At 46.4% G+C, this 25,115-nt stretch carries 26 protein-coding genes and 3 tRNA genes; 18 read left to right on the top strand and 11 right to left on the bottom strand.

Annotation, left to right across the window (positions count from 1 at the left end):
• Window positions 1-16: 16 nt before the first annotated feature.
• Both EHO60_RS05135 and dapF read left to right on the top strand, forming a co-directional pair.
• Window positions 17-778 (top strand): HAD family hydrolase, encoded by a 762-nt coding sequence (locus EHO60_RS05135; protein ID WP_135767085.1) that lies wholly within the window; start codon window positions 17-19, stop codon window positions 776-778.
• A 140-nt stretch (window positions 779-918) separates the two neighbouring features.
• Entirely contained in the window at window positions 919-1,767 is an 849-nt protein-coding gene (gene dapF / locus EHO60_RS05130; protein WP_135767084.1) for a diaminopimelate epimerase, read from the top strand.
• Here dapF and EHO60_RS05125 read toward each other — a convergent pair.
• The 8 genes from EHO60_RS05125 to EHO60_RS05080 form a co-directional block, all read right to left on the bottom strand.
• Window positions 1,764-2,474, bottom strand: a complete 711-nt coding sequence (locus tag EHO60_RS05125; protein ID WP_135767083.1) for a lysophospholipid acyltransferase family protein — start codon at window positions 2,472-2,474, stop codon at window positions 1,764-1,766. The genes dapF and EHO60_RS05125 overlap by 4 nt on opposite strands.
• Before the next feature lie 21 nt (window positions 2,475-2,495).
• Window positions 2,496-2,777, bottom strand: coding sequence for a hypothetical protein (locus tag EHO60_RS05120; protein WP_135767082.1), 282 nt, complete (start codon window positions 2,775-2,777; stop codon window positions 2,496-2,498).
• Window positions 2,778-3,199: 422 nt separating this feature from the next.
• Window positions 3,200-3,676 (bottom strand): WbuC family cupin fold metalloprotein, encoded by a 477-nt coding sequence (locus EHO60_RS05110; protein ID WP_135767080.1) that lies wholly within the window; start codon window positions 3,674-3,676, stop codon window positions 3,200-3,202.
• A 355-nt stretch (window positions 3,677-4,031) separates the two neighbouring features.
• Window positions 4,032-4,108: transfer RNA gene (locus tag EHO60_RS05100), tRNA-Arg, on the bottom strand.
• 5 nt (window positions 4,109-4,113) lie between these two features.
• Window positions 4,114-4,548, bottom strand: a complete 435-nt coding sequence (locus EHO60_RS05095) for a hypothetical protein (protein ID WP_135767078.1) — start codon at window positions 4,546-4,548, stop codon at window positions 4,114-4,116.
• Window positions 4,502-4,948 carry a hypothetical protein gene (locus EHO60_RS05090; RefSeq protein ID WP_135767077.1) on the bottom strand — a complete coding sequence of 149 codons (447 nt, stop codon included), beginning with the start codon at window positions 4,946-4,948 and terminating at the stop codon, window positions 4,502-4,504. The genes EHO60_RS05095 and EHO60_RS05090 overlap by 47 nt, the downstream gene beginning before the upstream one ends.
• 45 nt (window positions 4,949-4,993) lie before the next feature.
• A tRNA-Ser gene (locus EHO60_RS05085) sits at window positions 4,994-5,082 on the bottom strand.
• Window positions 5,083-5,095: 13 nt separating this feature from the next.
• Window positions 5,096-5,180: transfer RNA gene (locus tag EHO60_RS05080), tRNA-Ser, on the bottom strand.
• Window positions 5,181-5,234: 54 nt separating this feature from the next.
• Here EHO60_RS05080 and EHO60_RS05075 point away from each other — a divergent pair.
• The 7 genes from EHO60_RS05075 (at window position 5,235) to EHO60_RS05045 (ending at window position 12,986) form a co-directional block, all read left to right on the top strand.
• Entirely contained in the window at window positions 5,235-6,506 is a 1,272-nt protein-coding gene (locus tag EHO60_RS05075; RefSeq protein ID WP_135767076.1) for a class I SAM-dependent RNA methyltransferase, read from the top strand.
• 125 nt (window positions 6,507-6,631) lie between these two features.
• Complete coding sequence (locus EHO60_RS05070; protein ID WP_135767075.1) at window positions 6,632-7,633, top strand: patatin-like phospholipase family protein; 1,002 nt, start codon at window positions 6,632-6,634, stop codon at window positions 7,631-7,633.
• Between the two features lie 88 nt (window positions 7,634-7,721).
• Window positions 7,722-8,663 carry an ABC transporter ATP-binding protein gene (locus EHO60_RS05065; RefSeq protein WP_135767074.1) on the top strand — a complete coding sequence of 314 codons (942 nt, stop codon included), beginning with the start codon at window positions 7,722-7,724 and terminating at the stop codon, window positions 8,661-8,663.
• Window positions 8,660-9,727, top strand: a complete 1,068-nt coding sequence (locus EHO60_RS05060) for an ABC transporter permease (protein WP_135767073.1) — start codon at window positions 8,660-8,662, stop codon at window positions 9,725-9,727. The genes EHO60_RS05065 and EHO60_RS05060 overlap by 4 nt, the downstream gene beginning before the upstream one ends.
• Window position 9,728: 1 nt before the next feature.
• Window positions 9,729-10,835, top strand: coding sequence for a quinone-dependent dihydroorotate dehydrogenase (locus tag EHO60_RS05055; protein WP_135767072.1), 1,107 nt, complete (start codon window positions 9,729-9,731; stop codon window positions 10,833-10,835).
• A gap of 111 nt (window positions 10,836-10,946) precedes the next feature.
• On the top strand, window positions 10,947-12,422 hold the full coding sequence (locus EHO60_RS05050) for a pappalysin-1 domain protein (RefSeq protein ID WP_135767071.1): 1,476 nt from the start codon (window positions 10,947-10,949) through the stop codon (window positions 12,420-12,422).
• A gap of 12 nt (window positions 12,423-12,434) precedes the next feature.
• A complete protein-coding gene (locus tag EHO60_RS05045; protein ID WP_135767070.1) occupies window positions 12,435-12,986 on the top strand; it encodes a hypothetical protein in 552 nt (183 codons plus the stop codon).
• Window positions 12,987-13,006: 20 nt separating this feature from the next.
• Here EHO60_RS05045 and EHO60_RS05040 read toward each other — a convergent pair whose 3' ends face one another.
• Window positions 13,007-13,687, bottom strand: coding sequence for a hypothetical protein (locus EHO60_RS05040; RefSeq protein WP_135767069.1), 681 nt, complete (start codon window positions 13,685-13,687; stop codon window positions 13,007-13,009).
• Between the two features lie 81 nt (window positions 13,688-13,768).
• On the opposite strand from EHO60_RS05040, the gene EHO60_RS05035 reads away from it, so the two are divergent.
• From EHO60_RS05035 to EHO60_RS05020, 4 genes are all read left to right on the top strand, one after another.
• Window positions 13,769-14,272 (top strand): SixA phosphatase family protein, encoded by a 504-nt coding sequence (locus EHO60_RS05035; protein ID WP_135767068.1) that lies wholly within the window; start codon window positions 13,769-13,771, stop codon window positions 14,270-14,272.
• Complete coding sequence (hpt, locus tag EHO60_RS05030) at window positions 14,269-14,811, top strand: hypoxanthine phosphoribosyltransferase (RefSeq protein WP_135767067.1); 543 nt, start codon at window positions 14,269-14,271, stop codon at window positions 14,809-14,811. The genes EHO60_RS05035 and hpt overlap by 4 nt, the downstream gene beginning before the upstream one ends.
• A gap of 150 nt (window positions 14,812-14,961) precedes the next feature.
• The gene (locus EHO60_RS05025; RefSeq protein ID WP_135767066.1) at window positions 14,962-16,734 is read left to right on the top strand and encodes a cation:proton antiporter; all 1,773 of its coding nucleotides are present in this window, start codon (window positions 14,962-14,964) and stop codon (window positions 16,732-16,734) included.
• Window positions 16,735-16,740: 6 nt separating this feature from the next.
• On the top strand, window positions 16,741-16,929 hold the full coding sequence (locus tag EHO60_RS05020) for a DUF1289 domain-containing protein (protein WP_135767065.1): 189 nt from the start codon (window positions 16,741-16,743) through the stop codon (window positions 16,927-16,929).
• Here the strand turns inward: EHO60_RS05020 and EHO60_RS05015 are convergent.
• Window positions 16,924-18,063: a glycosyltransferase family 4 protein gene (locus EHO60_RS05015; RefSeq protein ID WP_135767064.1), complete on the bottom strand. Its 1,140-nt coding sequence runs from the start codon at window positions 18,061-18,063 to the stop codon at window positions 16,924-16,926. The genes EHO60_RS05020 and EHO60_RS05015 overlap by 6 nt on opposite strands.
• Before the next feature lie 116 nt (window positions 18,064-18,179).
• Here EHO60_RS05015 and folE point away from each other — a divergent pair, with 116 nt between their 5' ends.
• Window positions 18,180-18,776 carry a GTP cyclohydrolase I FolE gene (gene folE / locus EHO60_RS05010; RefSeq protein WP_246028143.1) on the top strand — a complete coding sequence of 199 codons (597 nt, stop codon included), beginning with the start codon at window positions 18,180-18,182 and terminating at the stop codon, window positions 18,774-18,776.
• Here folE and EHO60_RS05005 read toward each other — a convergent pair.
• Window positions 18,773-19,480 carry a lysophospholipid acyltransferase family protein gene (locus tag EHO60_RS05005; RefSeq protein ID WP_135767063.1) on the bottom strand — a complete coding sequence of 236 codons (708 nt, stop codon included), beginning with the start codon at window positions 19,478-19,480 and terminating at the stop codon, window positions 18,773-18,775. The genes folE and EHO60_RS05005 overlap by 4 nt on opposite strands.
• 198 nt (window positions 19,481-19,678) lie before the next feature.
• On the opposite strand from EHO60_RS05005, the gene acs reads away from it, so the two are divergent.
• The 4 genes from acs (at window position 19,679) to mtnP (ending at window position 25,022) form a co-directional block, all read left to right on the top strand.
• Window positions 19,679-21,646 (top strand): acetate--CoA ligase, encoded by a 1,968-nt coding sequence (acs, locus tag EHO60_RS05000; protein ID WP_135767062.1) that lies wholly within the window; start codon window positions 19,679-19,681, stop codon window positions 21,644-21,646.
• Window positions 21,647-21,653: 7 nt separating this feature from the next.
• Entirely contained in the window at window positions 21,654-22,445 is a 792-nt protein-coding gene (locus tag EHO60_RS04995) for a cobalamin-binding protein (RefSeq protein WP_135767061.1), read from the top strand.
• Between the two features lie 27 nt (window positions 22,446-22,472).
• The gene (locus EHO60_RS04990) at window positions 22,473-24,077 is read left to right on the top strand and encodes a methyl-accepting chemotaxis protein (protein WP_135767060.1); all 1,605 of its coding nucleotides are present in this window, start codon (window positions 22,473-22,475) and stop codon (window positions 24,075-24,077) included.
• Window positions 24,078-24,158: 81 nt separating this feature from the next.
• Window positions 24,159-25,022 (top strand): S-methyl-5'-thioadenosine phosphorylase, encoded by an 864-nt coding sequence (gene mtnP, locus EHO60_RS04985; RefSeq protein WP_135767059.1) that lies wholly within the window; start codon window positions 24,159-24,161, stop codon window positions 25,020-25,022.
• Window positions 25,023-25,115 lie beyond the last annotated feature (93 nt).

Below are 25,115 nucleotides of genomic sequence, written 5' to 3'. Positions count from 1 at the left end.
GGAAAAATTTTCCCACATGGCTCTTCTATTGGATTTGGACAATACGCTTTTCGACTCCGTAACGATTTACGAATCTACTTTGAAACAATTGGAGAGAAACGCGAAACGATTCGGTTTCAAGAATCCGGACGAATTTCGGCAGAAATATTCTTCGGCAAGAACCGAAGCAAAACGCGAATTACCCAAAAAATCCACGAATCAATTGCGACTATTGTACTTCAAAAAAATGTCCGAATCCCTATTCGGATCGATTCGGGCAAAATGGGTTCTGGATTTGGAGGCGGAATATTTTCGTCTTTTCCTGCACGGAATCAAGGACTGGAAGAGAAAGAACGGAAACGAGTTCGGGAAAATACTTCGGTTACTCCGGGAAATCCAGGAACAGAAGGATCTGATTCTTCTTACGAACGAGAATCTCAGAACCCAGCTTCTAAAATTAAAAGTGTTACTTCCGAATACCCTTAAATACCAACTGACGACCTCCGAAGAAGTCGGTGAGGAAAAACCTTCCCGTCGGATTTTTGAAAAAGCGCTAAGTTTGGATTCCCGGAAGAGTGGGCAGGACTATATGATCGGGGATTCTTTGGAAGGAGATATTCAAGGAGCATTGGATTACGGAATCGAAGCGATCCACATAAAGGGGATCCTATCCGATTCGAATCGAAGCGATTTCGTTCTGGAAAAAAGAAGTCATGCTGCGGGAAGCTATTGGGAAGCGCCCGACTTACGTTCCGCGCTGAATTTGGTCCTAGCTACGGACCAAGGGAGAGTGCTTTAGGAAGCGGCATTATTTTTTTGAAATGGTACGATCGACTAGGTCTAAAAAAGGTCCGAACGGGCGAACTTTTTGGACTTTCCGTGATGACGGACGCTTTCAGGATGGATGTAATATAATACGGTTTGGGACAGGTGCGTAAATTGGCGAAAGTACAATTCACCAAAATGGAAGGAATCGGAAACGATTACGTGTACATAGATGCGACTCGGGACGATCTCAGGTTGAGTCCGGAGCAGATTCAAAAACTTTCGGATCGAAATTTCGGGATCGGGGGGGATGGAGTCATCTTCATTCGAAGCTCGAATCGGGGCGATTTTCAAATGGATATGTACAACGCCGACGGTTCCTCTTCCGAAATGTGCGGTAACGGAATTCGTTGCGTCGCCAAATATGTGTACGATCACGGGTTGACTTCCAAAAAGAATCCTCTCATCGAAACGGGAGCAGGTGTACTCGAAGTCGATCTAGCGGTAAATTCCGTAAATAAAGTGGAATTCGTTTCCGTGGATATGGGGAAGCCGATCCTTGCGCCGTCTCTTATTCCGGTAAATTTGACGGGAGAGGGGCCGATCCTAGAACATTCGATCCAGATCAGAGATCGATCCTTGAAGTTCACTGCGGTAAGTATGGGAAATCCTCACTGTGTGATTTTTGTGGAAGATCCGGATACCTTTCCGGTACATGAAATCGGTCCCTTGATCGAAAACAAAACGGATCTATTTCCGAGACGGGTAAACGTGGAGTTCGTTTCTTTAAAAGGAAAGGACCATCTTTACCAAAGGACTTGGGAAAGGGGCGCAGGAGAAACTCTTGCCTGTGGAACCGGGGCCTGCGCGGTGATGACTGCGGCACATTTGACCGGAAGAACCGGAAAAGACGTCAGGATTGATTTAAGAGGGGGAAGCCTTCGCATCCAGTGGTTGGAATCCGGACACATCTTAATGACCGGTCCGGCTCAGGAAGTATTTACCGGAATTGTGGAAGTCTAGGCTTCCACGTATTGGCCTTCCAGCAACCTCGTCATTCGGAAACGAACCTCGTCGGAAAGGTTTTTTAAATTTTCTTCCAACGATCCGGATAGGAACGGCCGGTGGTCTATCTTCTCTCCATAAACCACTTTGACTTTTTTGTAAATCGCTCGTTTCTTGATTTCACAGACTTCTTTCGGCATTCCCATAAAACTACGAACGATGGGTGGAATGGGAATATCCGAGTAAGTCTCTTCCACAGGGATAATCACGGTAGGAAGAATATCTACTTTGTTCCGGATCGAAAACGCTGCAAAACCTTCGTGAAAATCCACCATGGGTTTTTTGAAATCGTTTTGTACCATGTAATCATGACCTTCCGGAAAGATTCCTAGTACGTCCCCTCGTTTGAAAACTTGCTGGATCATTTTTATGGAAGCGAGAGAGATCTTACCGTCGACCGACATGGGGATTCCTCCCGCAATTTTGGCTAGATCCTTAAAGATCGGAATTCGAAACGTATATTCCGCCGCCACCCAGGAAATGAATCTGGGGAACGTGCAAGAGAGAATAAATGGATCCATGTCGGAGCGATGATTGCAGACCAGAATCAACTTGCCGTTAGATACGATGTGTTCCGTACCGTACGCGGTGATATTCACCGCCATTCCGATGAACGGAGCGACAAAATTTCGAATCGTAAGATACGCCCTTGCCTCTTTATCCATACCGGTTTCCAGTTCGCGAAATTATTCTCCCAAAAATACGTTCCACCATTTCTTATCCGGTTCCGCAGATTTGGAAGAACCGGAGCCTCGCTCATTCGGTTCCGGTCCACCGGACTGCGGCCTTCCCGTTTCCTTTTGCTTTCTTCGGGGCTGGATCGAGGCGAGGTTTCGTTTCATCTCCTCGTATTCCTTTTGGGCCCCAGCGTTGGAACGGATATAATTTCGAATCTCGGCCCATTCTGGGTCATGTTCATTGCCGTATACGGCGTAGTTCATCAGATCGATTTGATCGAACTCAGGCATAACTTTCCTTTCCGTAAAGGGAATTCGAAGCGGATTCGGGCTTTCGACGTCGCTCCACCCGAACCTTTCGCATGTTTGCCCGGGAAAATACTGTGGCAACAGTTTTAGTAAATTTCAAACCGGATTTTCCTTCTTTGTAAAAGAAAATTCTCTCGAGAAAGAGTGAATTCCGACTCTTCGTTTTCCGAATCTATAAAACATGGAGAGAGAGAATCTCCCTCGATTTAACGGACATAATCTTTCCGAAGCGGAAGAAGAAAAAAAGACCCCGTTCGAAGTAGGAAATACAAGGATCATTCCTTTTCCTACATTGCCGGGCCGAAACTTACGGAAAATCCGAGAGTTGTACGAAATCTTATTCGATTCTAGAGAAAGAATTTAACAGAGAATCTCTTTTTGGGAAAAAAGGGCCTTCCCGAAAATTAAAAGAGAGAACGTAGAAAGTTCAGGTATTCTTCTTTGTTCGGATCCGACTCCGAAGGACACCATGTGGCAAATTCCTTGTCCGACTGAGGATCATAAGGTCCTGATTTTCCTTCGAAACAGATACAATTTTCGGAAAGGCAGACGACGGTATGGTAAATTCCGGGAAGAATATCGATTCCATACACCGGTCCTTCCGAACTTAAAATTTGGGTCTCTAGAATGCTTCCGTCTTCCCGAAAGAGAATGAATCCCAGTTTTCCCCGGAGCGCTATAAACGTTTCCGGCTTGGGAGGGTTTTTATGTCGATGGGGTTGGACGTAAGTGTTCTTTGTAAGGACGTTCAAGAACCTCTGGTACGGTTCCGAGAGTTCGTGAAAATTGTGGTTTGTTCTGCCTCGGGAGGATGCGGCAGCTTCCTGCAGGAGTTGCTGGTAAAGTGATTCTTCTATATATTCTCTATCGAGTCGCGGCAAGGTTTAATCGCTCTTCACAATAAGCTACAAGGTAGTCTTTGCATGCAGTGCAGGTATCTGCAGCACCGCAGGATCGTACTACCTCTCTATAATCTTTCCCTTCGGAGACAGCTCTTTGTACGATCGTTTCAAATCTCACTTGAGCGCAATGGCATTTTTCCATCCAACAGGCCTCTGTCCTAACAGTACTATCGTTTTTGAGACTCAGTATAAATGTCAAGTGTTAGAGGAAAAAAAGGGAAAGAATTTACGTCAAGAATTATATATTATGTCTCTTTCTGAGAACTAGGATTGGATCGAAAATGGCAAGGGAAAAAGAACAATACTTGGATCCGAAGGATTTTAAGCAAAGAAGTGGCGCGCCCTGAAGGATTCGAACCTCCGACCCTTTGATCCGTAGTCAAATACTCTATCCATCTGAGCTAAGGGCGCGGATTTTAATGAAAAAGTTTTCTCTCCAAAAGCGCTAAATGCTCTTCCGGGAGTTTCGGGACCAGTTTTTTTCCCTTAGAGTAATTGTATAGCAAGAAACCGGATAGACCGACATAGACGATAATTCCGATCAGGTGCAATAGATTTCCGAGCCAAGGGCCCGCAATCGGAATCCAGGAAAGGATCCAAGAGGAGAAGAGAAATCCTAGAAAGTACAATAGATTTAAAAATGAAAGTTTGGAATATCTGAGGACGGTCTCTTGACCCGGAAAGAAGGTGAATCCGATGAGCCAATTTCCGAACAAGGGAAGAGTCACGAGGTATACGCGGAAGGTTTCGGAAGTCGCAAATTCTCTTCCCCGTTTGAGTTCGGGTTCGAGGCGAGCGAAACACTTATCCTTGAGTTCCGCGAATTTTACCGAGTATTTTTCGAACTTCATTTTCTATTTCCGGAAAGAAAGGTAATACTGCTTTTTTGCCTTGGTACGCCCATAATGCGCCGAGAACGCTATATATCGTTAGAAGAACCCAGGCTACGTAACTTAAGAAATCCGTAACGATAGGATTGGCGCGAATCAATTTCAAAATGGAACTTAAGATAGGGAATTCGCGGAGAAACCAGACCACCAGATACAAAAATACGAATCCGGCATTCAGCTTCATTGCCTGGATCGCGTGGAATTTGCAGATCTCTTGGTGCTTCCTAAAAAACCAAGGTAGGAACCATCCGAAAAAAGGGATGTAAGAGATCGCGGCGAAGGAGTTCGGGTATTCTTCTCCTTCTAAAAGTTTTCTAACATCTTCCAGGAATTCCCGGGTATTGAATCTCTGGGAGGACATATTTTCTTTCTTCCTGGCTGTGTCAGACGGAAAGGAGGGAACATTCGGAGACGCAGGGATTCGAACCCTGGGTACAGGTTACCCCATACGACAGTTTAGCAAACTGCTCCTTTCGACCGCTCAGGCACATCTCCATTCGTTCCTATCCGGAGAAGGTAGGATTCGAACCCACGGTGAGTTTCCCCACGACGGTTTTCAAGACCGCTGCCTTAAACCACTCGGCCACTTCTCCGGTTAAGGAATACTTTACTGACAGGAAGGGGGCCCCTGTCAAGGTGATTTAGTTATGGGCTCGGAAAAGAACCGTCCTTGGAATTTGAAAAAAAACCTTCGGAATTCCAAGTCGAAAAAAGGAAATCTTTCCGAAGAAAACGAGGTGAGGGATATCGCGCTCGAAAGATGGGCGAACCTAGGAAGAACCATTGCTCATACCGAAGGTAAAACCGCATTCATAAAGGCGGGAATTCCTGGAGAGATCGTCACCGTCCTTGTGGAGAAAGAAAAATCGGAACTCCTTTGGGGTAGGGTAAAATCCGTCCGAAATTCTTCTCCTTCCCGGATCGGTACGGACTGTTCCTCTTTTCCGGAATGCGGCGGTTGTTCTTATCGGCATGTGTCTTACGAGGAAGAACTCGATATTAAAAAAGAACTTCTACTGGATACTTTGCAGGGAATCGCAAAGTCAGATCGATCGCGTCTGCCGTCGGTCGGAATTCTATCCGGTCCTAGCGATCACTATCGAAATACCGCACAGATAAAACTCCTTCGTACGAAAAAAGGAATTCTCGCAGGATTTTACCGAGAGAATTCGAATCTGTTCGTCCGTCTTCCGGAGGAAGGTTGTAGGCAGCTTCCGAAAGAAATGAACGAGTATCTTTCTTTCGTACTTAGAGATTCGATTCGTTGGACAAACAAGGAAGAATGCAGGCTCAGGTTTTTCGGAAATTCCGTGATCGAGTACGACGAGGAAGAAGCGACGATCGGTCCTTTTTTCGAGGAGGGACTGGTTTGGAAGATTCCGATCGGAGGATTTACGCAAGTGAATCGGTTTTTGATCGAACCTTGGTTGGAGCGGATCCGGTCCTGGATTCCTACTGGAATCGACTCCGTTTTGGAACTTTACTGTGGGGCCGGTTTGATCAGCCTTTCCTTGTCGTCGAAAATAAAACGGCTGACCGGTTATGAATTATCAGGTCGATCGGTGCGTATGGCTAGGGAAAACGCGGAAGCTGCAGGCAGAAAGAATCTTTCTTTCGAGGTATTGGATTTGGAAAAAGAGCCCCTTCCCGAAAAGATTTCCTTGGAATCGGACCTATGGATTTTGAATCCCCCAAGATCCGGCGCTTCGAAAAAAGTCATGGCGTCCTTGGAATCTTGCAAGCCCCGTTCTCTGATTTATTCCAGTTGCAATCATACTACCTTAGCTCGGGATTTGCGTGCCATGGACGAATTCGGATATAGGATAGAAGATTTGGTTCTTGCCGATTTCTTTCCACGCACGCACCATTTCGAAGTTCTGGTTCGACTCGAACGAAACGGGAATAAAACACATTCTTAAAACCCGACCTTTCTTTCTCTCATTCCTCCGGGGAAAAAATTTCTTTTCCGAGATTCGTTCGAAAAATCGCTTTTAAACTCCCTCTTTCCTGCATGGAATAGTGTACTTATCTCCGGCGGAATCCTATGCCAATTATCGACGATACAGAATTTCTTTCCCGAAAGAACCAGGAATCGAACCTGAAGCTGGGAGAAGTGTTCCAAGGGATATGGTTGGAAAACGAAATTTGCTTCGCCATCGCAGGCGGAGGATGTAAGGCGTTTTATGGACTCGGGATCGGGCATGAGTTAAAATCTTGGGGATTGAAATTAAGACAAGTTTCGGGAGTTTCTGCGGGAGCCGCCATGGTCCTCTGTCTTCTCTGCGAATCCGAAGAGGAGTCCGTGGCTTTTTTCGAAAGGATTGTCCGTAAGAATCCTCGTAATTTTTATTTCACAAAACTCTTTCGCGGGGAACCGGCTTTTCCGCATGAAGAGATGTACAGAAAGACCATCCGGTTCGGTATGGATTTTCCCAAGATCATCAAGTCGGGCGCAAAGGTTTATATTCATACGATTCGGGCTTTTCCGAAAAGAGATTCTTTGAAAAACACGTTTCGCTTGGCACGTCTCATTGCCGAAACCGGAAGAGCTTTTTTAGAGGATGAACGGGACCGAAATCGGGGTTTACATACGGAGAGAACGTTTCGTGTTCTCCGAAATTGGAATATGAAGGAAGTCCTTTTTACCGAGGCGGACTTTCAGGATCCGAACACGATCGAACAGATTATCCTGAATTCCTCTTCGATTCCTCCGGTAGTCTCCTTTCAAAAACATAGAAAGGAATACTATCTGGATGGAGGCTTAACGAATAATCTTCTTTTAGAAGCATTTCCTCCGTCCGCAAAGATTATCGGCGTCCATTATGAATCTACGACTCTAGTCGGCAAGGATCCGAGGTTATTGGGTCGTTGCTTTTTGATGAATCCTTCCGAACCTTTGCCCATTACTAGTTTCGATTATACGAATGCGGTCGGCGTACGCGAGACATATGAGTTGGGAAAAAGGGACGCGCGCAGAAATAAGGAACGGATTCTCGATTATCTCAAAAGGGACTGGGCTAAAAAAGCGAGTCGCTTGCGGAGCTGACTCCTGATACGGAACGGATTTAGTCGGAATCGGAAAAAGAATCGAAGGATAATCGGCGAAATGGAAATCTGATCCCCAGGTTCGAATCGTGTTAAATTCTTCAACTGTCATTTCCGTTCAAAACGTAACTAAAAAATTTAAGGACGTAACTGCGGTGGATTCCCTTTCTCTGGAGATCCGAAAGGGAGAGTTCGTCGCTCTGCTTGGACCGAACGGTGCAGGCAAGACTACTCTTATAGAAATGTTGGAAGGGATCCAATCTCCGGATTCCGGAAAAATCTCTATATTAGGTGTTTCCTGGAAGGCCAACGAATCCTTTCTTCGGGGAAAGATCGGCCTTGCTTTGCAGGAAACTCGGTTCATGGACAGGGCTACCGTGTGGGAAACCCTGGAACTCTTCGGTAGTTTTTACAAAGCTCCGGAACGAAGATTGAACGAGATCCTAGAATTGACTCGGTTGACCGAAAAGAAAAAAACCTTTGTGAACAGTCTGTCCGGGGGACAACGGCAAAGGCTCGCTTTAGGAATCTCCATCATGAATCGTCCTGAAATTCTTTTTTTGGACGAGCCGACGACTGGTTTGGATCCCGGTGCTCGACGGGATATCTGGAAGATTTTGGAAGATCTTCGTAGTGAAGGAACTACGATGATCCTGACGACTCATTATATGGAAGAAGCGGAAGTGCTCTGCGAGAGAATCATCGTAATGGATAAGGGAGCGATTCTGGACCAAGGAACTCTGTCGGAATTGCTCGGAAAAATGGGCGGAGGAGAAATCGTGCGATTTACCTTGGAAGACGGAACCGGGAAAGATCCGGAGGGTTTTCTCCCGAACTACGGACGTTCCAAATTTCTTTGGAATCCCTCCAACAAGGAAGGTCGGGTGTTTGTGGATAAGATCACGGAATATCTTCCGGCGATGCTGGATTCTTTTTCCAAAGCAGGATTGGCGCTAAAAGAATTGGAATGTCATCAAAAGACTTTGGACGACTTGTTCCTTTCGATGACTGGCAGAGGACTCGGAGAATGAAACAGATATATCATTTAGTCACGATCCAATTGAAGGAATTTTATCGAGAGCCTGGAATCATATTTTGGGCGTTCGTATTTCCTATCGCGATTGCGGGCGTTCTGGGACTTGCATTTACGACAAGAGGAGTCCCGGAAACTCGAGCGGCGGTCCTATCGTCTTCCCCGAACGCGGAGGCCTTAAGTAAAAGAATCGAGTCCGCGTTTGCAGCCACAGAAGGAGGCAACCTCCACGGGTTAGGAATCGTCCGCCCGAAGATCCAGTCCGAAGAGGAAGCGTTCAAGGCTTTGAAGCGAGGGGAATTGAATCTGATCGTTAGCGAGGACTTGGAGGGCAATCTGGAGTTTTCCTTCGATCCCAAGAATTCCAATTCGCAAAGGGATTATCTTTTGCTTTCGAACGCTTTGCTTGCGGAATCTAAAACGGAAACGACTCAGGCGAAGATCAGAACTTTGGATTCCAAAGGCACCAGATACATAGATTATTTGGTACCGGGAATGCTTGCCATGGGAGTGATGAATTCCTGTCTTTGGGGAGTCGGCTGGAATCTGATCGAGATGCGCATGAAGAAACTTTTGAGAAGGATGTCCGCGACTCCCATGAATAAGTTGGGTTTCGTGCTTTCGTTTTTCTTTACCAGATTGATCGTCACCGTGCTCGAATCGATCCTATTTTTGACGTTCACGTTTACGGTCTTTGATAACGCATTTTTCGGCTCAGTATGGGGTGCGATCGCAATATATTTGGCGGGAAATTTCTCCTTTGCCTGTGTCGGAATTTTGGTAGGTTCCCGCGCGCAGAGTTCGCAAGTAGGAAACGGCTTAGTGAACGCGGTCACTTTTCCGATGATGGTACTTTCCGGAATCTTTTTCAGTTATAAAAATTTTCCGGAAGTCGTACTTCCTGTCGTACGAAATCTACCTCTTACATTGATGGCGGATTCTTTGCGCGCCGTATTCGTGGAAGGTGCCGGCTTTTTGGATTGTCTACCTGCGTGCGCTTTATTGACGATTTTCGGTTTCGTTTTTTTGACAATGGGCCTTCGGATATTTCGATGGTCTTAGAATGCTGAATTTACCTTCCCGTTGGAAACAGTGGGCATACGAGAAAACCGTTAAGCCGATCCTATTAAATCTAGATCCGGAAAATGCTCACCTTCTCGCGCATAGACTTCTGGACGTATCGTCGAGTTTGCCTTTCGCATTTTTCGCGATTGAAAATTCGATGTGCTTTAAAAGTTCCCGTTTAGAAACGGAAGTTGCGGGGATTCGATTTTCCAATCCTGTGGGTCTTGCTGCAGGATTCGATAAGACCGGCGAACTCTATCCTTTCCTTTCGAGAATGGGATTCGGTTCCATCGAAATCGGAACAGTTACCGGACAATCGCAGCCCGGGAATCCTAAGCCGAGAATCTTTCGCTATCCGGAAGACCAGGCTCTTATCAATCGAATGGGTTTTAACAACCCCGGGGCGGACGGAGTCTTAGATACCGTTCAAAGACAGAATAGAATCGCAGTAAGAGGAATCAACGTCGGGAAGTCCAAAATCGTATCGGAAGAAAATGCTGTCGAAGATTATCTTTATTCCATCCGCAAGCTTATCCGATTTGCGGATTATCTCGTGATCAATATTTCCTCCCCCAATACTCCCGGTTTAAGAAATTTCCAGAGGCCGGAAAATTTCAACAAGTTGATCGGTGGAATACGAAACGGCTTAGGAGGAGGATTTCCTGTTCCTACTTTCGTCAAGTTTGCACCGGATATGGAGGAGAGGGAATTGCGGGAATTGTTGGAATGTTTGCCGGAGTCCGGATTGTCCGGCGTGGTTCTCACGAATACCACCGTAGATAAAACCGTTCTAAAGAGATATCCTAACGTAGAATCCGAAGGAGGAGTTTCCGGACTTCCCCTCCGCAGCAGATCCACTCAGTTGGTTCGGATCGCGTATCAAACGCTAAGGGGCAAGTTGCCGATTATCGGTGTCGGAGGAATCGATTCGGGCGAAGCCGCTCTGGAAAAAATTTTGGCCGGGGCCGATTTAATTCAGTTGTATACCGGTTATATATACCAGGGTCCTTTTTTACCTTTACGGATTCTGGAATTCTTGGACAAAACCTTGGAAAAGTTTGGAGCCAAATCAGTTTCGGAAATCGTAGGAAAACAGTCCTTATAATCGGGACACGTCGAATCGAGGCGAAAAATAGGATTGCCGCCTTTGTCGGAAAAGCGCGATCTTTAGTTTTGTAACGGGATGCGATCGAAAAACCTGATAAAATAGAATTATATGAAAAGAATTACGTCGCTAGCGATCCTTCCCTTTCTCTCGTTATTTTTGCTTTCCTGCTCCAAATCGGGCAAGAAGGACAATAATACGGATCTACTGTTGGGACTCATGATTGCCGACGAAATAAAATACCATTGCGATCCGAGTGAGAATGTCCGAACCAGTCTTCCCAGTTCACCGCAGTATACTATATCCGCTATAAATCCGAGTTACAGCGTTTACGATTCGGCGTACCAATCCGGAATCGGTACCATTTATTTGAACGGATATGATTCTTGGACAGGTCTTGGCAGATACAATCCAATGGGAATCCTTTACGCATCCCAAAATCAGACGAATTCCAGCGCGATGATGGCCGGATATTGGACTGCAGCGGGAGCTTTCGGTGAAAGTTCGATTAATAAGGATGAAGGCGGAGGGACGTATTCTTCTACGACTTCGTTTCCCGTAGGGTCTTCTCCTGATTATGCGGCCCCCGGATCCGGCTACGACAATTTCGGAACGAATAGCCAACTCAGAACGTACATGGTCACGACCGCATCCGCGATCACGTCTTCTATCTCAGGTTGGAAAGTGATCAATAACATCCCTCAGACTTGCGAGGAGTATAAATTTCGACCGGAGCAAGGAGGAGTCGTCGGAAGTTCCCAAACCGGTTTGAGTAAGGTTTGGCAATCTAGAAAAAGACTTACGATCCGATTCATAGAGGTGAATAACGGAACTAGTCAGGTCTTTACGAACCCGACTTTCTTTACCGCGCTGGTCGGATCGAACGCTCTTACCGCAAGGCTCATTCAAATTTTCGGTCAACCTTCGGTCGGAATCGACCTTTCCTTTTCTTATTATGTATATGATGCGGCTTCCTGTGGAGACGTAGCCAACGGAAACCGCTACGAGATTTCCGACATCTTCAATGATTCCGCGACTAGTCCTACAAGTTGTTCCCTGGCGAAATTGTACACTACCTCCTCCGCGGCTCAGGATCCGAACGCGTTGAACGTATTCTTTATTTCCGAACTTTCCTCCTCCGTGAATCCGAAACTCCACGACGGTCTTTTAGGAATTGCTGCCGGAATTCCCGGTTTACCCGGTAAGATCGGAACTCCTAAATCGGGGATGGCCGTTTTTATAGAAAATCATCGATCCTCCGGAGTTGTAGGCGGAAACTTGTCAGATACGGACCTCACTTTTCTCGCAAATACGATCGCTCATGAAGGTTCGCATTTCTTAGGATTGTATCATCCGGTAGAGATAGACCAATCCTCGCAGGTATATGTAGATCCGCTACCGGAGACTCCTGAATGTCGTAATCCGGGAACCAACGGTCAAATTACGATTTCCGGATGTTTAGGGTCGGGTTTTTACAATTCGGGAGCTTTGAATCTCATGTTTCCGTTAGGAAACGCGAGCGTGAATCAATCCCAATTATCGGGTGAACAGGGTTGGGTTTTACGCTCGAATCCTTTGGCATATTGAAGGAAAATTGAAATGAAAAAGGAATCCATCTTCTCCGTCCTTTTCTTGCTGATGGTCCAGTTGCCGACAGCCGCATTCGCACAATCTTTAGATCCGAATACCAAAGACAAAATTCGGGAAATTACAAGCGAGACGGGACATACGAATCGGGACGACCAATACGCTAGGATATCCGGCCTATCTTCCGACCCGGTTCCGTATTTGAATGCGATCTTAAAAGACGGCGGAGTCCGAGTCTATGAGCAAAAGGCGATCTTGGATTTTATCGGTCGGTTCCGATCCGACGGCGCCGCATCTTCGTTGGAAAAAATCGTTTCGGACGAGACCGTACATCCTTCCGTAAGGACTGCCGGATTGGTTTCTTACGCGAAAAATTTCGGGTCGAAGAAAAACGCCAGAGTATTGCAGTTTTTGGGCGGATTCGCAAACCACCCGTTGTTAGGAAAAGATTCCGTTCTACTAGTGCAGAAGATTCAAAACGGAGAAATTACGAGTGTGGAAAAGACTCCCGCTTCCGGGTCCAAAGGAAAGCAGGGAAATTTTTTCATCAAAACGAATCCCTAGGTCGAAAATTCCCCGAAGATTCAGGGATCTTCCTTAGGACGACATTTTCCTCTGTCCTCCCACTCCACTTTCCATTCGCTTGCCGAGGTCCCTTCCTTGACCATTCTTAGAACGACATCCGAGCAGATATTTTTCGTCCCGCTTTCGGTAAGCTCGTATTCGCCTTCATAACGAAACCAAAACTGTTCCTTACTGAGTGTGGAGTTTTGTCCGAATTCCGGTTCACTTAACCGTAAGGAATCCAGAGTCTTATTCGCTCGGCCTTTTTCTTCAAAGATCGCGGCTTCAGCGAGTTGGTATGCTTCCTCCTTACTCGGAGGTTCTTTCCCCGCCTCGGTCAGAACCATGGAGCGGGCTAGTCCGATATCGGCAAAGATCCAACCTTTATTTCTCGTAAATTGAAAAATGACGCCTACAGGGGTCTTTGTAGTTCTACCGTCTTTGTTCCGTGCAGTCAAAAAGAAGGAGAACTTATAGCGAACATCGGGAGTGGAATCTTCCGAAGTATCTCCCTCGATCAATCTGGGTTTTCCGGTGGAATGTATGCTTAGAACCTTATCTCCGGGAAATCGCTTGGTCCATTGCGATTGTAGTTCCTTCTTGGCTTTCTCCTCGTCGGGAGGACCCGCAATTTGCGCCGCGATATATAAAGGCGAAAACAGAAGTAGAATCGCTCCTGTCGTTAGAAGTAATTTCGCCATAGACCGGAATTTGTATCCGCTTGAAAGATCCTTGTCAATGAAATTCCCTTATTTCACTATTTCCCAATCGGAGGCGAGTTCTTGAAGTCGATTCATTTGATCCGGCATTCCAAATCGGATTGGGAAACTTCGTATTCGCGCGACACGGAACGACCTCTATCGGATCGGGGACGAAAGAACGCGAAAGCATTGCGGAAATATCTGAACAAAATCTCCTTTTCGACGGATCTTGCCTTGGTCTCTCCCTCGGAAAGAACGAAGGAAACTTTTCGTCTCTTAAACGAGTCCGAACCTATTGCAAAGAACGTGAATTTTGTCTCTTCTCTTTATGAATCGGAAGGATCCGAGCTTTTGGAATTATTAAGGAAGTTGGAATACGATTTAGAGAACGTATTAATCATTGGCCATAATCCGGGGTTGGAGAACCTTGCCGAAAGATTGGTTTTCGGAAAAAAGGAGACCTTCTCCGAATCGCTTTTCTTAAAGTTTCCGACTTCCGGGTTTCTGTCTTTGGTATTGAATTCTACGGACTGGAAGAATTGCGGAGTTGTGCCCTGTCAAATGCAGAGGTTTTGGATCCCATGAAAAATGATTTTACTCTTCCCCAGAACCCTTCTCTCAAACCGTTCCTCTCTCGGCAGGAAATCGAATCAAAAGTCTCCCAAATAGGAGAAAGGATTGCGCTAGATTATCTAGGAAAGGAACCCATACTCGTTTGCGTGCTGAGAGGGGGAGTTTATTTTTTTTCGGATTTGACGAGAGCCATTCCGTTCCCTGTGGAAGTGGACTTTCTGCAAGCAAGGTCTTATTCCGGAAAAGGATCGAGCGGAAAAGTCGAATTACTAAAAGATTTGGACTCCGACATTACGGACCGTCACGTACTGCTTTTGGAGGACATTGTCGATACGGGACTCACGCTGAAATTTCTGATTCGACATATCCTCTCCCGCAATCCCATGACTTTGGAAGTGGTGTCCCTTCTCTGCAAAGAAGGCATGGAGAATGTGGAATATCCCGTAAAATACGTAGGCTGGCATATCGGTAACGAGTTTGTGGTCGGTTACGGATTGGATTTCGACGGAAGATTCCGTAACCTTCCGGACATATACGTCTTCGAGGACTAGTTTCTAGTCCGCTTTTTCCTTTCGAACCGGACAAGATGGAATCCGGCTTCTCTAAAAATTAGAATGGGAAGCAGGACTTTTGCAAAAAAGTCTTTTTTGTACGACTTTGCTTTCTACCTTTGGACGCAAACCAATCTCGGATTTTAGAAAATGGACCACCATTCGGTCAGCCTACTCACCGACATCGCCTTAAGCATCATTTTTGCCACGTTATTTTCGCATGTCGCAAAGGTATTCAAACAACCCTTGGTCCTGGGCTATGTTCTGGCAGGCTTGGCGATCGGTCCGTTATTCGGACCTTTTATCGATTCTAAATTAGGAATCGGTTATGTCCACGGAGAGGAGAGCATAGAGCTCATTTCCGAAATCGGATTGATTCTACTCTTGTTCATCATCGGTTTGGAAATCGATCTGAAGGAACTGGCCCGCATGGGTTTGTCCATGTTCGTTTTGGGCACAGTTCAATTTTTCGTAGGCGTCGCGTTTGCTTGGTTCGCATTCGAGAGCGTATTTTCCAAAGGCTCCGGAAATTTTGATCTATTGTACTTCGCGATCGCCTTGTCTTTGAGCTCGACTATGATCGTAGTCAAACTTCTGCACGACAAATTCGAAATCAGCACCGTGCCGGGTCGCTTAACGATCGGAGTGCTGGTATTACAGGATATCTGGGCTATCTTATTCATGGGGATCCAGCCGGACCTCCAGGATCCGAGAATTCTAAACGTGACCACTTCCTTATTGAAAGGAACCGCTTTGGTGGTGTTCGCATTCGTGATCAGCCGTTATCTCCTTTCCCGTCTCTTTTTGGCGGCGGCGGCAAAGCCCGAGCTGATTTTGATTACTTCCATCGCTTGGTGTTTTCTGTTGTGCGGAATCGCGGAAAAAGCGGAGTTATCCAAGGAAATGGGAGCTTTGATTGCGGGAGTCAGTATAGCTGCCTTTCCGTATGGAGCGGACGTTATCAGTAAGCTTTCCGGGATACGTGATTTTTTTATCACTTTGTTTTTCGTGGCATTGGGAATGAAGATTCAAGCGCCGAATTTCGACGATCTTCGAATCGCTTTTTTGGCGGTAGGTTTCGTAATTTTCAGTCGGGTCTTGATCGTCGCTCCTACCGTTTTTCTTTCCGGAAAAGGTCTTCGCGCCGGAATCATAGCGGGATTGAATCTAGCTCAAATCTCCGAATTCTCCCTAGTTATTTTGGCTTTAGGAGTGCAGAAAGAACATATCGGAAAAGAGCTTCAGGCGATCGTTCTTACTTCCATGATCCTTGCGTCTATTGTGTCCACGTATGTGATTCTGTTTAACGATAAGATTGCGAGAGGGATTCTCTCGTTTTTATCCGTTTTAGGAATTCGGGAAGCAAGGGAACCTCTGGAATCTCAGATCACGGGGGAACCGAAGCGCGATATCGTTCTTCTCGGTTATTTCCGGATTGCGCAAGGATTGATCGAAGGAATCGAGAAAGAAAGACCGTCGTGGTTGAAGCGTATCTTGGTCGTGGATTTTAATCCGATTTATAGGCAAACGCTCGAATCCAAGGGAATACGATGGGCCTACGGAGATTTGGCACACCCGGAAAGTCTGCATCACTTAGGCATAGAGGAAGCCAGATACGTGGTATGTACGATCTCGGATATGATTCTTAAGGGAACGACAAACCGCAGGTTATTGGAATCTTTAAAAAGCATCTGCAGGGACCACCAACCTCAGTTCATTCTGACGACGGATGATATCGCGGAAGCCGAGGTCTTGAAGAACAACGGAGCGTCTCATGTGATCGTGCCCGGACGGTTATCGGGACTTTCCCTTTTTACGGATTTGAGGGAAATGGTGGAAGGAAATCGGAGCGCCTTGATTTCCGAAAAAGGCGAAAAGAGAAAATCGGCTTCGTCTAAAAAGAAGGGACCTTCCCCCAAATAAGTTTTTATGATCGTCCGATCCCCTTGTATAAAAGTCTGCGAAATGAATCCTGAAACCGGGTACTGCCAAGGTTGTTTTCGAACTATAGAGGAGATCGGAATGTGGACGGCATATACGGAAGAAGAAAGAAAAAGGATTCGATCGGAACTTCTAGATCGGAAATCGGCCGCCCTTTTGCCGAAAGATAGTTTATAGAAGTTTCCTTTTTTTTGCCAAGAGTAGGTATTCTTCCACCGTCTTCTTTGCGGAGATTTTCCAATCATATTTTTTTACGTTCGATGTTGCGAGTCGTTTTTTCGAAACTGCGATCTTAGGTTTCTGCAAAAGTTCTAATAAACCGGACTCGAAGCCGTCTCTATCCGTAGGCGAAAAATAAAACGCGGATTTCCCTAAAATTTCCGGCATAGCGCTCGAATCGGAGGAAAATACCGGGCAGCCACAGGCTTGGGCCTCTAAAGGAGGAAAACCGAACCCTTCATACAAAGAAGGAAAAAGTAGAAGCCCCGCACTTGAATAGAGAGCACCCAGTTCTTCCGGTTCCAACCGGGGCAGGATTCGGATTCTATCCTCCCATCCGGAAGCATCCGTTTTCAGATACTCCGGGAGTTTTCCGTCTGCTCCGGCAATCACCCATTGTCTTTCGGTTTTTCCCAAAGACCAAAGACTTTTCAGAACGTTCAATACGAAGCCGAGATTTTTATGCTCCTTTCCGATTCCTACGCTGAGCAGATAATTCTGCTCCAGGCCGTACTTACGGCGAAATGCCTGAATTTCCTTAGCGGGATTCGGATGAAAAAGATCGAAATCGATTCCGTTATAGACGGTTCGCATGATCGATCGGGAAAATCCGAACACTTCCTCCAAATCCTTAGCCGTAAAATCGGAAACCGTTATGATACGCGCTGCCCCGCTCCTAAGGAGGGAAAAAATGAGGCGCATATAAATCTGTTTTATCGGTGAGGAATGAAATTGCTTCAATCGAAACGGAATAATGTCGTGAATCGTTACTATGCATTTTTCCAAATAACGCAAGGGAACATTGAAATGCGGGATATCCAAAATGTCGAATTCCTGCATTTCCGAAATTCCCCACATCTCCAGAAGGGAATAGATCGGAGCATCATAGTGTATGAATTTATAGAATGAAAGAATGGAAGGATCTAATCCGGATGCTTCCAGCTTTTCTCTGGATCCTAGGACGGTGATCTCTATTCCGTGCTTTCCCGCGATCTCAGGGAGTTCCGAAAGAATTCCTCGGATCCTCATTCCGATTCCGGAATGTGCGATCATTCTCGCGTCGTAGCCTATCTTTAAACTGGGGGATTCCATACGGATCGAGTCATTCTCGGTGCTGGACCGAGATTGGCAAGTCTTACGCTTTTTTGCCCGATTTGTTCCTCGGAAGGGAACAAACTTTTTTTTCTTCGTCTAAGTATTGTCTTTTTTTGAGACAAAACGAAAAAGGTTCATTATTCGAAAGAAGGTTCGATTTGGAAGAGGAAGTCACCAAAATATTAAAAGCGATCGGAGAAAATCCCAGTCGGGAAGGTCTGCTGGATACTCCGAAGAGGGTCAAAAAAGCGTACGAATTCTTGACTTCCGGCTATACAGCGGACATTCATAAGATCGTTAATAACGCCATTTTCGAGGAGGAAAGCCGCGGGATGGTTCTGGTGCGGGACATCGAAATGTATTCCCTTTGCGAGCACCACCTACTTCCGTTTTTCGGAAAGGCGCACGTCGGTTATATTCCCAATAAAAAGATCATCGGGATCTCCAAGATTCCTAGAATCGTAGACGTCTTTGCAAGAAGACTACAGGTTCAGGAACGGATGACCGAACAGATCGGAAATGCCTTAATGGAAGTTCTCGAACCTCTGGGTGTCGCGGTGGTGGTCAAGGCGAAGCACCTTTGCATGATGATGCGAGGCGTGGAAAAACAGAATTCGGAGCTCTTTACTTCCTGTATGCTCGGAGAATTCAAGACAAACATGGTAACTAGGAACGAATTTTTAGATCTGATTCGAACCGGCTCGACCTAACCGGATTTCGATCTTAATTCCTCCGCTTTTTTTTCCGCGATCTGCTTATTCAGCATCATGGCATCTTGGACAAGGAGACGCTGGAATTCGAATTCTTCCTCGGTCAGATTTCTGGGGATCCAAATCGGTTTTCCGTAGGATACTACGAAGGTGGTGAACGGTTTCGGAACCCTGTGTTTGTCCCAGGATTTTTCGAGAACCCATTGCCTGGTGCATTCGTAATGGAAGGGAACGATCGGCACTTGGGAAACTTGTGCGGATGCGATGAGGCCCGGTTGTACGATCAAAGCGGGGCCTCTCGGACCATCGGGAGTGAAGGCCGCCGGCAGATTCTTTTTCAGATGGACGATCATTGCTTTTAAAGCTTTGGAACCTCCTTTGGAAGAACTACCTCGGATACTGGTATTTCCAAACCTATGGACGACTCCGGTGATAAAATCACCGTCCTTGGATTCCGAGATCAAAACGGCTACTTTTCTTCCTCTATGCAGATAGGGGGAATACAAAACGTTGGTATGCCAAATGGAAAGTATGAACGGTTTTCGGGACTTAAAAAGGGAGTCGAATTCTTCCTTTCCGATTTCGATGAGAGAAGAGGTTAAGCCGATGATCCTCTGCAAAAAAACCACGAGAGTAGGAACCAGCCATACGAGGAGTTTTCGCTTGAGTCCGTCTTTTTCCGGGGGATCCATTTTTTGCTGCATTGAGCCTACATGCTATACCTTGGTCTAATCGCATTCTTTTTTTCGATCGATTTGAATAAATCCGAGGAAAAAATCGAAGTACAAAGAATCAGCTTTTATTGATATTTTACGGATTCAGCCTTCTTGGAAGAGGAACCGTTGAGAATTGGTAGACAAGCTCCTTTTTAATGACATCCTGCTGCATTTGCGGAGGTGGTCATGGCAAAGGAAAGAATCGTCCAGCCTAACGCTGATTTCAAAAAAAAAGCGAACATCAGCCTGAAAGAATACAAAGCTCTTTATAAAGAATCCATAGAAAACCCTAAGAAATTCTGGTCCAAGGAAGCCTCTCAAAGACTGCATTGGTTCAAAAAATGGGATAAGGTTTTAGAACACGATTTTAAGAACGCGAAAGTACAATGGTTTAAAGGCGGAAAGCTGAACGTTTCTTACAATTGCTTGGACCGTCATCTTGATTCTCCCTTAAAAAATAAAGCGGCCATTATTTGGGAAGGCGACGACCCTAACGAGTATAAGATATACACTTATCACGATCTGTATCGCGAAGTAAATAAACTCGCGAACGTTCTGAAAAAATTCGGAGTTAAGAAGGGAGACAGAGTACTCATTTATCTTCCTATGATTCCGGAATTGCCTATTTCTCTCTTAGCATGCACGAGAATAGGAGCGGTTCATTCCGTCGTGTTTGCGGGATTCTCGCCGGAAGCCTTGCAGAGCCGGATAGACGACTGCAAACCTAAGATCGTCATCACAGCGGACGGGGGTTACAGGGGCGGAAAGGGTTTGGATTTGAAAAAGGCCGTGGACACCGCTCTGGATGCCGCCGTTGAGAAAGTATCCGATGTGATCGTCGTCAGGCGAACCGGCCAAGAAGCGAATTTAGGCTGGAAGGAAGGAAGGGATCATTGGTGGCATCTGCTTATGAACGACCCGGCTCTTCCCCCATACTGCAAACCGGAAGCGATGGATGCCGAGGACCCTCTGTTTATTCTATATACCTCGGGGTCTACGGGAAAACCGAAAGGCGTGCTGCATACTACGGGAGGTTATCTTCTCGGGGTCACCATGAGTTTCCATTACGTTTTCGACATTAAGCCTTCGGATACTTATTGGTGTACTGCGGACATAGGTTGGGTGACCGGTCATAGTTATTTGGTTTACGGTCCGCTATCGAACGGAGCGACTTCGGTCATGTTCGAAGGAGTTCCCACTTATCCCGATTCGGGCAGATTTTGGGATGTGATCGATAAGCACGGAGTAACCGTTTTTTATACGGCCCCGACCGCGATTCGTTCTTTGATGCGGGAAGGAACGGAACCCATAGAAAAGAGGAGTTTGAAGACTCTCAGATTGATCGGATCCGTCGGAGAACCGATCAATCCGGAAGCTTGGGAGTGGTATTATAAGAACGTAGGTAAGTCCAATTGCCCGGTTTTGGATACTTGGTGGCAGACCGAAACGGGAGGAGTGATGATTTCTCCGCTTCCCGGAGCGATCGCTCAAAAACCGGGCTCGGCAACACTTCCTTTCTTTGGAGTCGAACCTCTCTTGGTGGATGAGAACGGAAAGGAGCTCGAAGGCAAAAAGGAGGTTTCCGGAAACCTTTGCATTCGATCTCCATGGCCTTCTATTATGAGGGGGGTTTATGGAGATCCGAAAAGATTCTATGACACGTATTTCTCCACTTATAAAGGTTACTATTTTACCGGCGATGGAGCCATCCGGGACAAAGACGGTTATTACTGGATCACCGGCAGAGTGGACGACGTAATCAACGTGTCCGGCCATAGGATCGGTTCTGCAGAAGTGGAAAGCGCTTTGGTGGAAAATGCGTCCGTGGCGGAAGCTGCTGTCGTGGGATTTCCTCACGACATCAAAGGACAAGGTATCTATGCATATGTTACCGTAAAGCAAGGAGTGACTACGAACGACTCCCTCAAAAAGGAACTGATTTCCACCGTGGAAAAAGTGATCGGCAAAATCGCGAGGCCGGACGTGATCCACTGGACTCCGGCTCTGCCCAAAACCAGATCGGGAAAGATCATGCGTAGAATCCTGCGCAAGATTGCCGCCGCGGAATTCGAAGGCCTCGGCGATACGTCCACTCTGGCTGACCCGTCCATTGTCGATCGGTTGATAGAGGACAAAAAGAAATATCATAGCTGAAACAGGAATGGGACCTAAAAGAATCGTCTGTCTGACGGAGGAAACTACGGAACTCCTCTACCTGCTCGGGGAGGAGGATCGTATCGTAGGTATTTCGGCGTATACGGTCAGACCACTGAAAGCGAAAGAAGAAAAACCTAGAGTCTCAGCCTTTATAAGCGGTAACGTTAGAAAAATAAAAGAACTAAAACCGGATTTAGTCATCGGATTTTCCGATATACAGGCCGATCTCGCTCGCGATCTGATCCAAGAAGGTCTGAACGTTTTGGTTACGAACCAACGAAGTCTAGAAGAGATTTTCGAAGCGATTCGATTGGTTGGGGGATTGGTGGGAAAAGACAAGGAGTCCGCCGCATTGATCGACGGATATCGCGGAAAGTTGGAGAACGTTCGAAAGAATTCGTCAAATAAATCCAAACCTAAGGTTTTCTTCCAGGAATGGGATGAGCCCGTTATTACCGGAATCCGCTGGGTTTCCGAATTGATCGAAATCGTCGGAGGCAAGGATTGCTTCGGCGATTTTCGGGAAAAAACCTTGGCAAAGGATAGAATTGTTTCGTTGCAGGATGTAGCCGATGCGGATCCCGACATCATCGTCGGTTGTTGGTGCGGTAAGCCTCTGGATTTCGAATGGGTTAGAACCAGGCGGGAATGGCAAAACGTTTCGGCGTTGAAAAACGAAAAGATTTTCGAGATGGATCCGGCGATTATTCTGCAGCCGGGACCGGCTTTATTCGAAGAGGGTCTTTTTGAACTCGAGAAAATTATGAAAGAGTTCGAATCACCCAAAACCCATTAAAACGATCGTTCAATGAGGAAGGATATAATGGAAACCAATCATTCGACTCTCCAAAAGTCGGAATCTTCTATTCTGCAACTTTGGAAAAACGGCGGAGTAATAATCAATCGGATACGATTCGGATTGGTCCTTCTTTTTACGGTTTCTTTGGCGGGAGCGTACAAAAGTTTCGAACCGATGCAATTTCTGGTACATTGTCTCGGAACGTTGACTCTAGGAATTTTTTGTATCATCGCGTTTATCGGAAACCGAAAAGGCAAAATGTCCGTCGGATTCCATAAGATTTTAGTGATCGGCGACGTTCTCGTTCTGACTTCCACTTTGATCTTCGATTCTCTGGTCGATGCGGAGACCGCGGCTTCCACTCTCCGAAATCCGATTTTATTCTTCATATATTTCTATTTCATGATGTATTCCTGTTTGTTAGGAGAAACCTCTTTCGTTATCATTATCGGAGGCTTGAGCACTATCGGATCCGGGATCGCACTTGCCTGCGGTCTCTCCGCCGGCGTTGTTCTTGTGGAAGATCCGAAGACCTCGCAACTTCCAGGCCATTTGAGCGGTTCCACCGAAGTGATCAAGCTCGCGTTCATTTTTGCAGCGAGTATAGTTTTAGCCCAATTGATGAAGTTATTTTATCGTTTAACGGAGGAAGGTTCCCGCCTTCACCAAGAATCGAAATCTCTATTGGAAAAACTTTCCGATAATAGGGTCGGGGTAAATCGTTCCGCCGAAAATTTGGAGGATTCGATCCGGAAATTCGCCCTATTCATCAGTAAAACAGGCGAGAAAATGGAATCTCAAGCCGCAGCCCTGGAGGAGGCCAATGCCGTGCTGGAGGAATTATCTGCGGCATCCAACAGCACTTCTCAATCCATCGAGCGCCAAAATTCCAGTCTTTCGGAACTCGTAGGAAACTCGGACAAACTGGGATTATTGATTAAGAATATCTCCGACTATAGTCAGGCCTTGACCAAGTTCGCGGAAGACAACAAGGCGGATATGGAAAACGTCACGATCGCCGCGGAAAAGACTAAATTATATCTGGTGGATATTGCGAATTCGTTTAACCGGGTGGACGAGATCAATCAAATCATGGGGGAGATCGCGGACAAGACGAACCTTTTAGCCTTGAATGCTTCTATAGAAGCTGCACGAGCAGGGGCTGCAGGCAGGGGGTTTGCAGTCGTCGCGAACGAAGTCAGCAAATTGGCCGAGTTCACGTCGGAAAACGCAAAATCAATCTCTGCGATCGTCAAGCAATCCAGGGATTTTATCGAGCAGGCTAGACTCGCTTCGGGAGAAACGGGAGAATTGACCGAAAGACAAAAATTCAAAATTTTAGATACATCGGAGCGGATTCAGAGAATGAACGATCTTTATACTGAACAACGTACGATCGTCCAACAGTTCGTTTCGGAAATCGAAAGCATTAAGATCGTCTCCGGCGATATTTTGGAATCCACGAAAGAACAGATGGAAGGCCAAGCCGAGATGATTAAGACCATGGGAGAGCTAGAGAGGGAGATCAACGAGATCAACGAGGACTCCGGAAGATTGAACGACGAGATCGAGACGATCAAAAACCGGGCCGCAGAATTGCGAGTTTTAAGCGGTCAGACTTCCTCTTAAATTCAAGTCGAGATTTACATTCCAACCCCCTATCGCATTTTTGGAAGTTACGATTTCCGCACTGCGGCAGAGGAGAAAGAAATGTCTACTAAGGTAAAAGTAGCGATTATCGGAGGAACGGGCCTTTATAGCCTGGAAGGCATGGAGCTTGTGGAAGAAGTACTTCCCGATACTCCCTGGGGAAAACCTTCCGATAGTATTAAAATAGGTAGGATTCAGGGGAAACTCCTAGCTTTCCTTCCGAGACACGGTGTAGGACATTTTTTGATGCCTCACGAAGTTCCCGGAAAGGCAAACATCGCCGCTTTGAAACTTTTAGGTGTGGAGGAGATCGTTGCCTTTAGTTCCGTAGGAAGTCTCCGCGAAGAGATTCGACCTTTGGATTTCGTGCTTCCGTCCCAGATTATAGACCGGACTCGTGGAAGGGATTCGACCTTCTTCGGTAAGGGAGTCGTCGCTCACGCTCCTTTTGCGGATCCTTTTTCCTCCAATCTAAGTTCCCGGATTAAAAAAGCCGCGGGTAAAATCGGCCTCCCTATTCATGAAAACAAAACTTTGGTTTGTATGGAAGGTCCGCTCTTCTCCACGCGGGCCGAATCTCACATGTATCGCTCTTGGGGCGCGGACATCATCAATATGAGCGTGCTTCCGGAAGCGAAACTGGCGCGAGAGGCGGAAATCGCATACCAAATGATCTGTATGTCTACGGATTACGATTGTTGGAGAGAAAACGAAGAAGCGGTCACTGCGGAAATGGTGATGGCTAACTTGGGAAAAAATGCGGACAGCGCCAAAAGGTTGCTCACTGCGTTAATTTCGGATATAGGAAACGGAGACGATCTATCATTAAAGAATAGCACTAAGTTTTCGATCATTACGGCGCCCGAACGGAGAAATTCCGAAACCGTGGCGAAACTCAAGGTTCTGTTTCCGGAATATTTCTGAAGGTCGAAATCCCGTCTTCGATTCGGGTCCTGATTCGGATCGGGAGACGGGATGGAAAGGCTTCTTCAGTGTTGATGTCTTTTTAGGAGCACT

It is taken from the genome of Leptospira fletcheri (assembly GCF_004769195.1).
Lineage (GTDB): Bacteria > Spirochaetota > Leptospiria > Leptospirales > Leptospiraceae > Leptospira_B > Leptospira_B fletcheri.
Note: the sequence above shows the minus strand (reverse complement) of the source record. Positions and strands in the feature narration are given on the sequence as shown.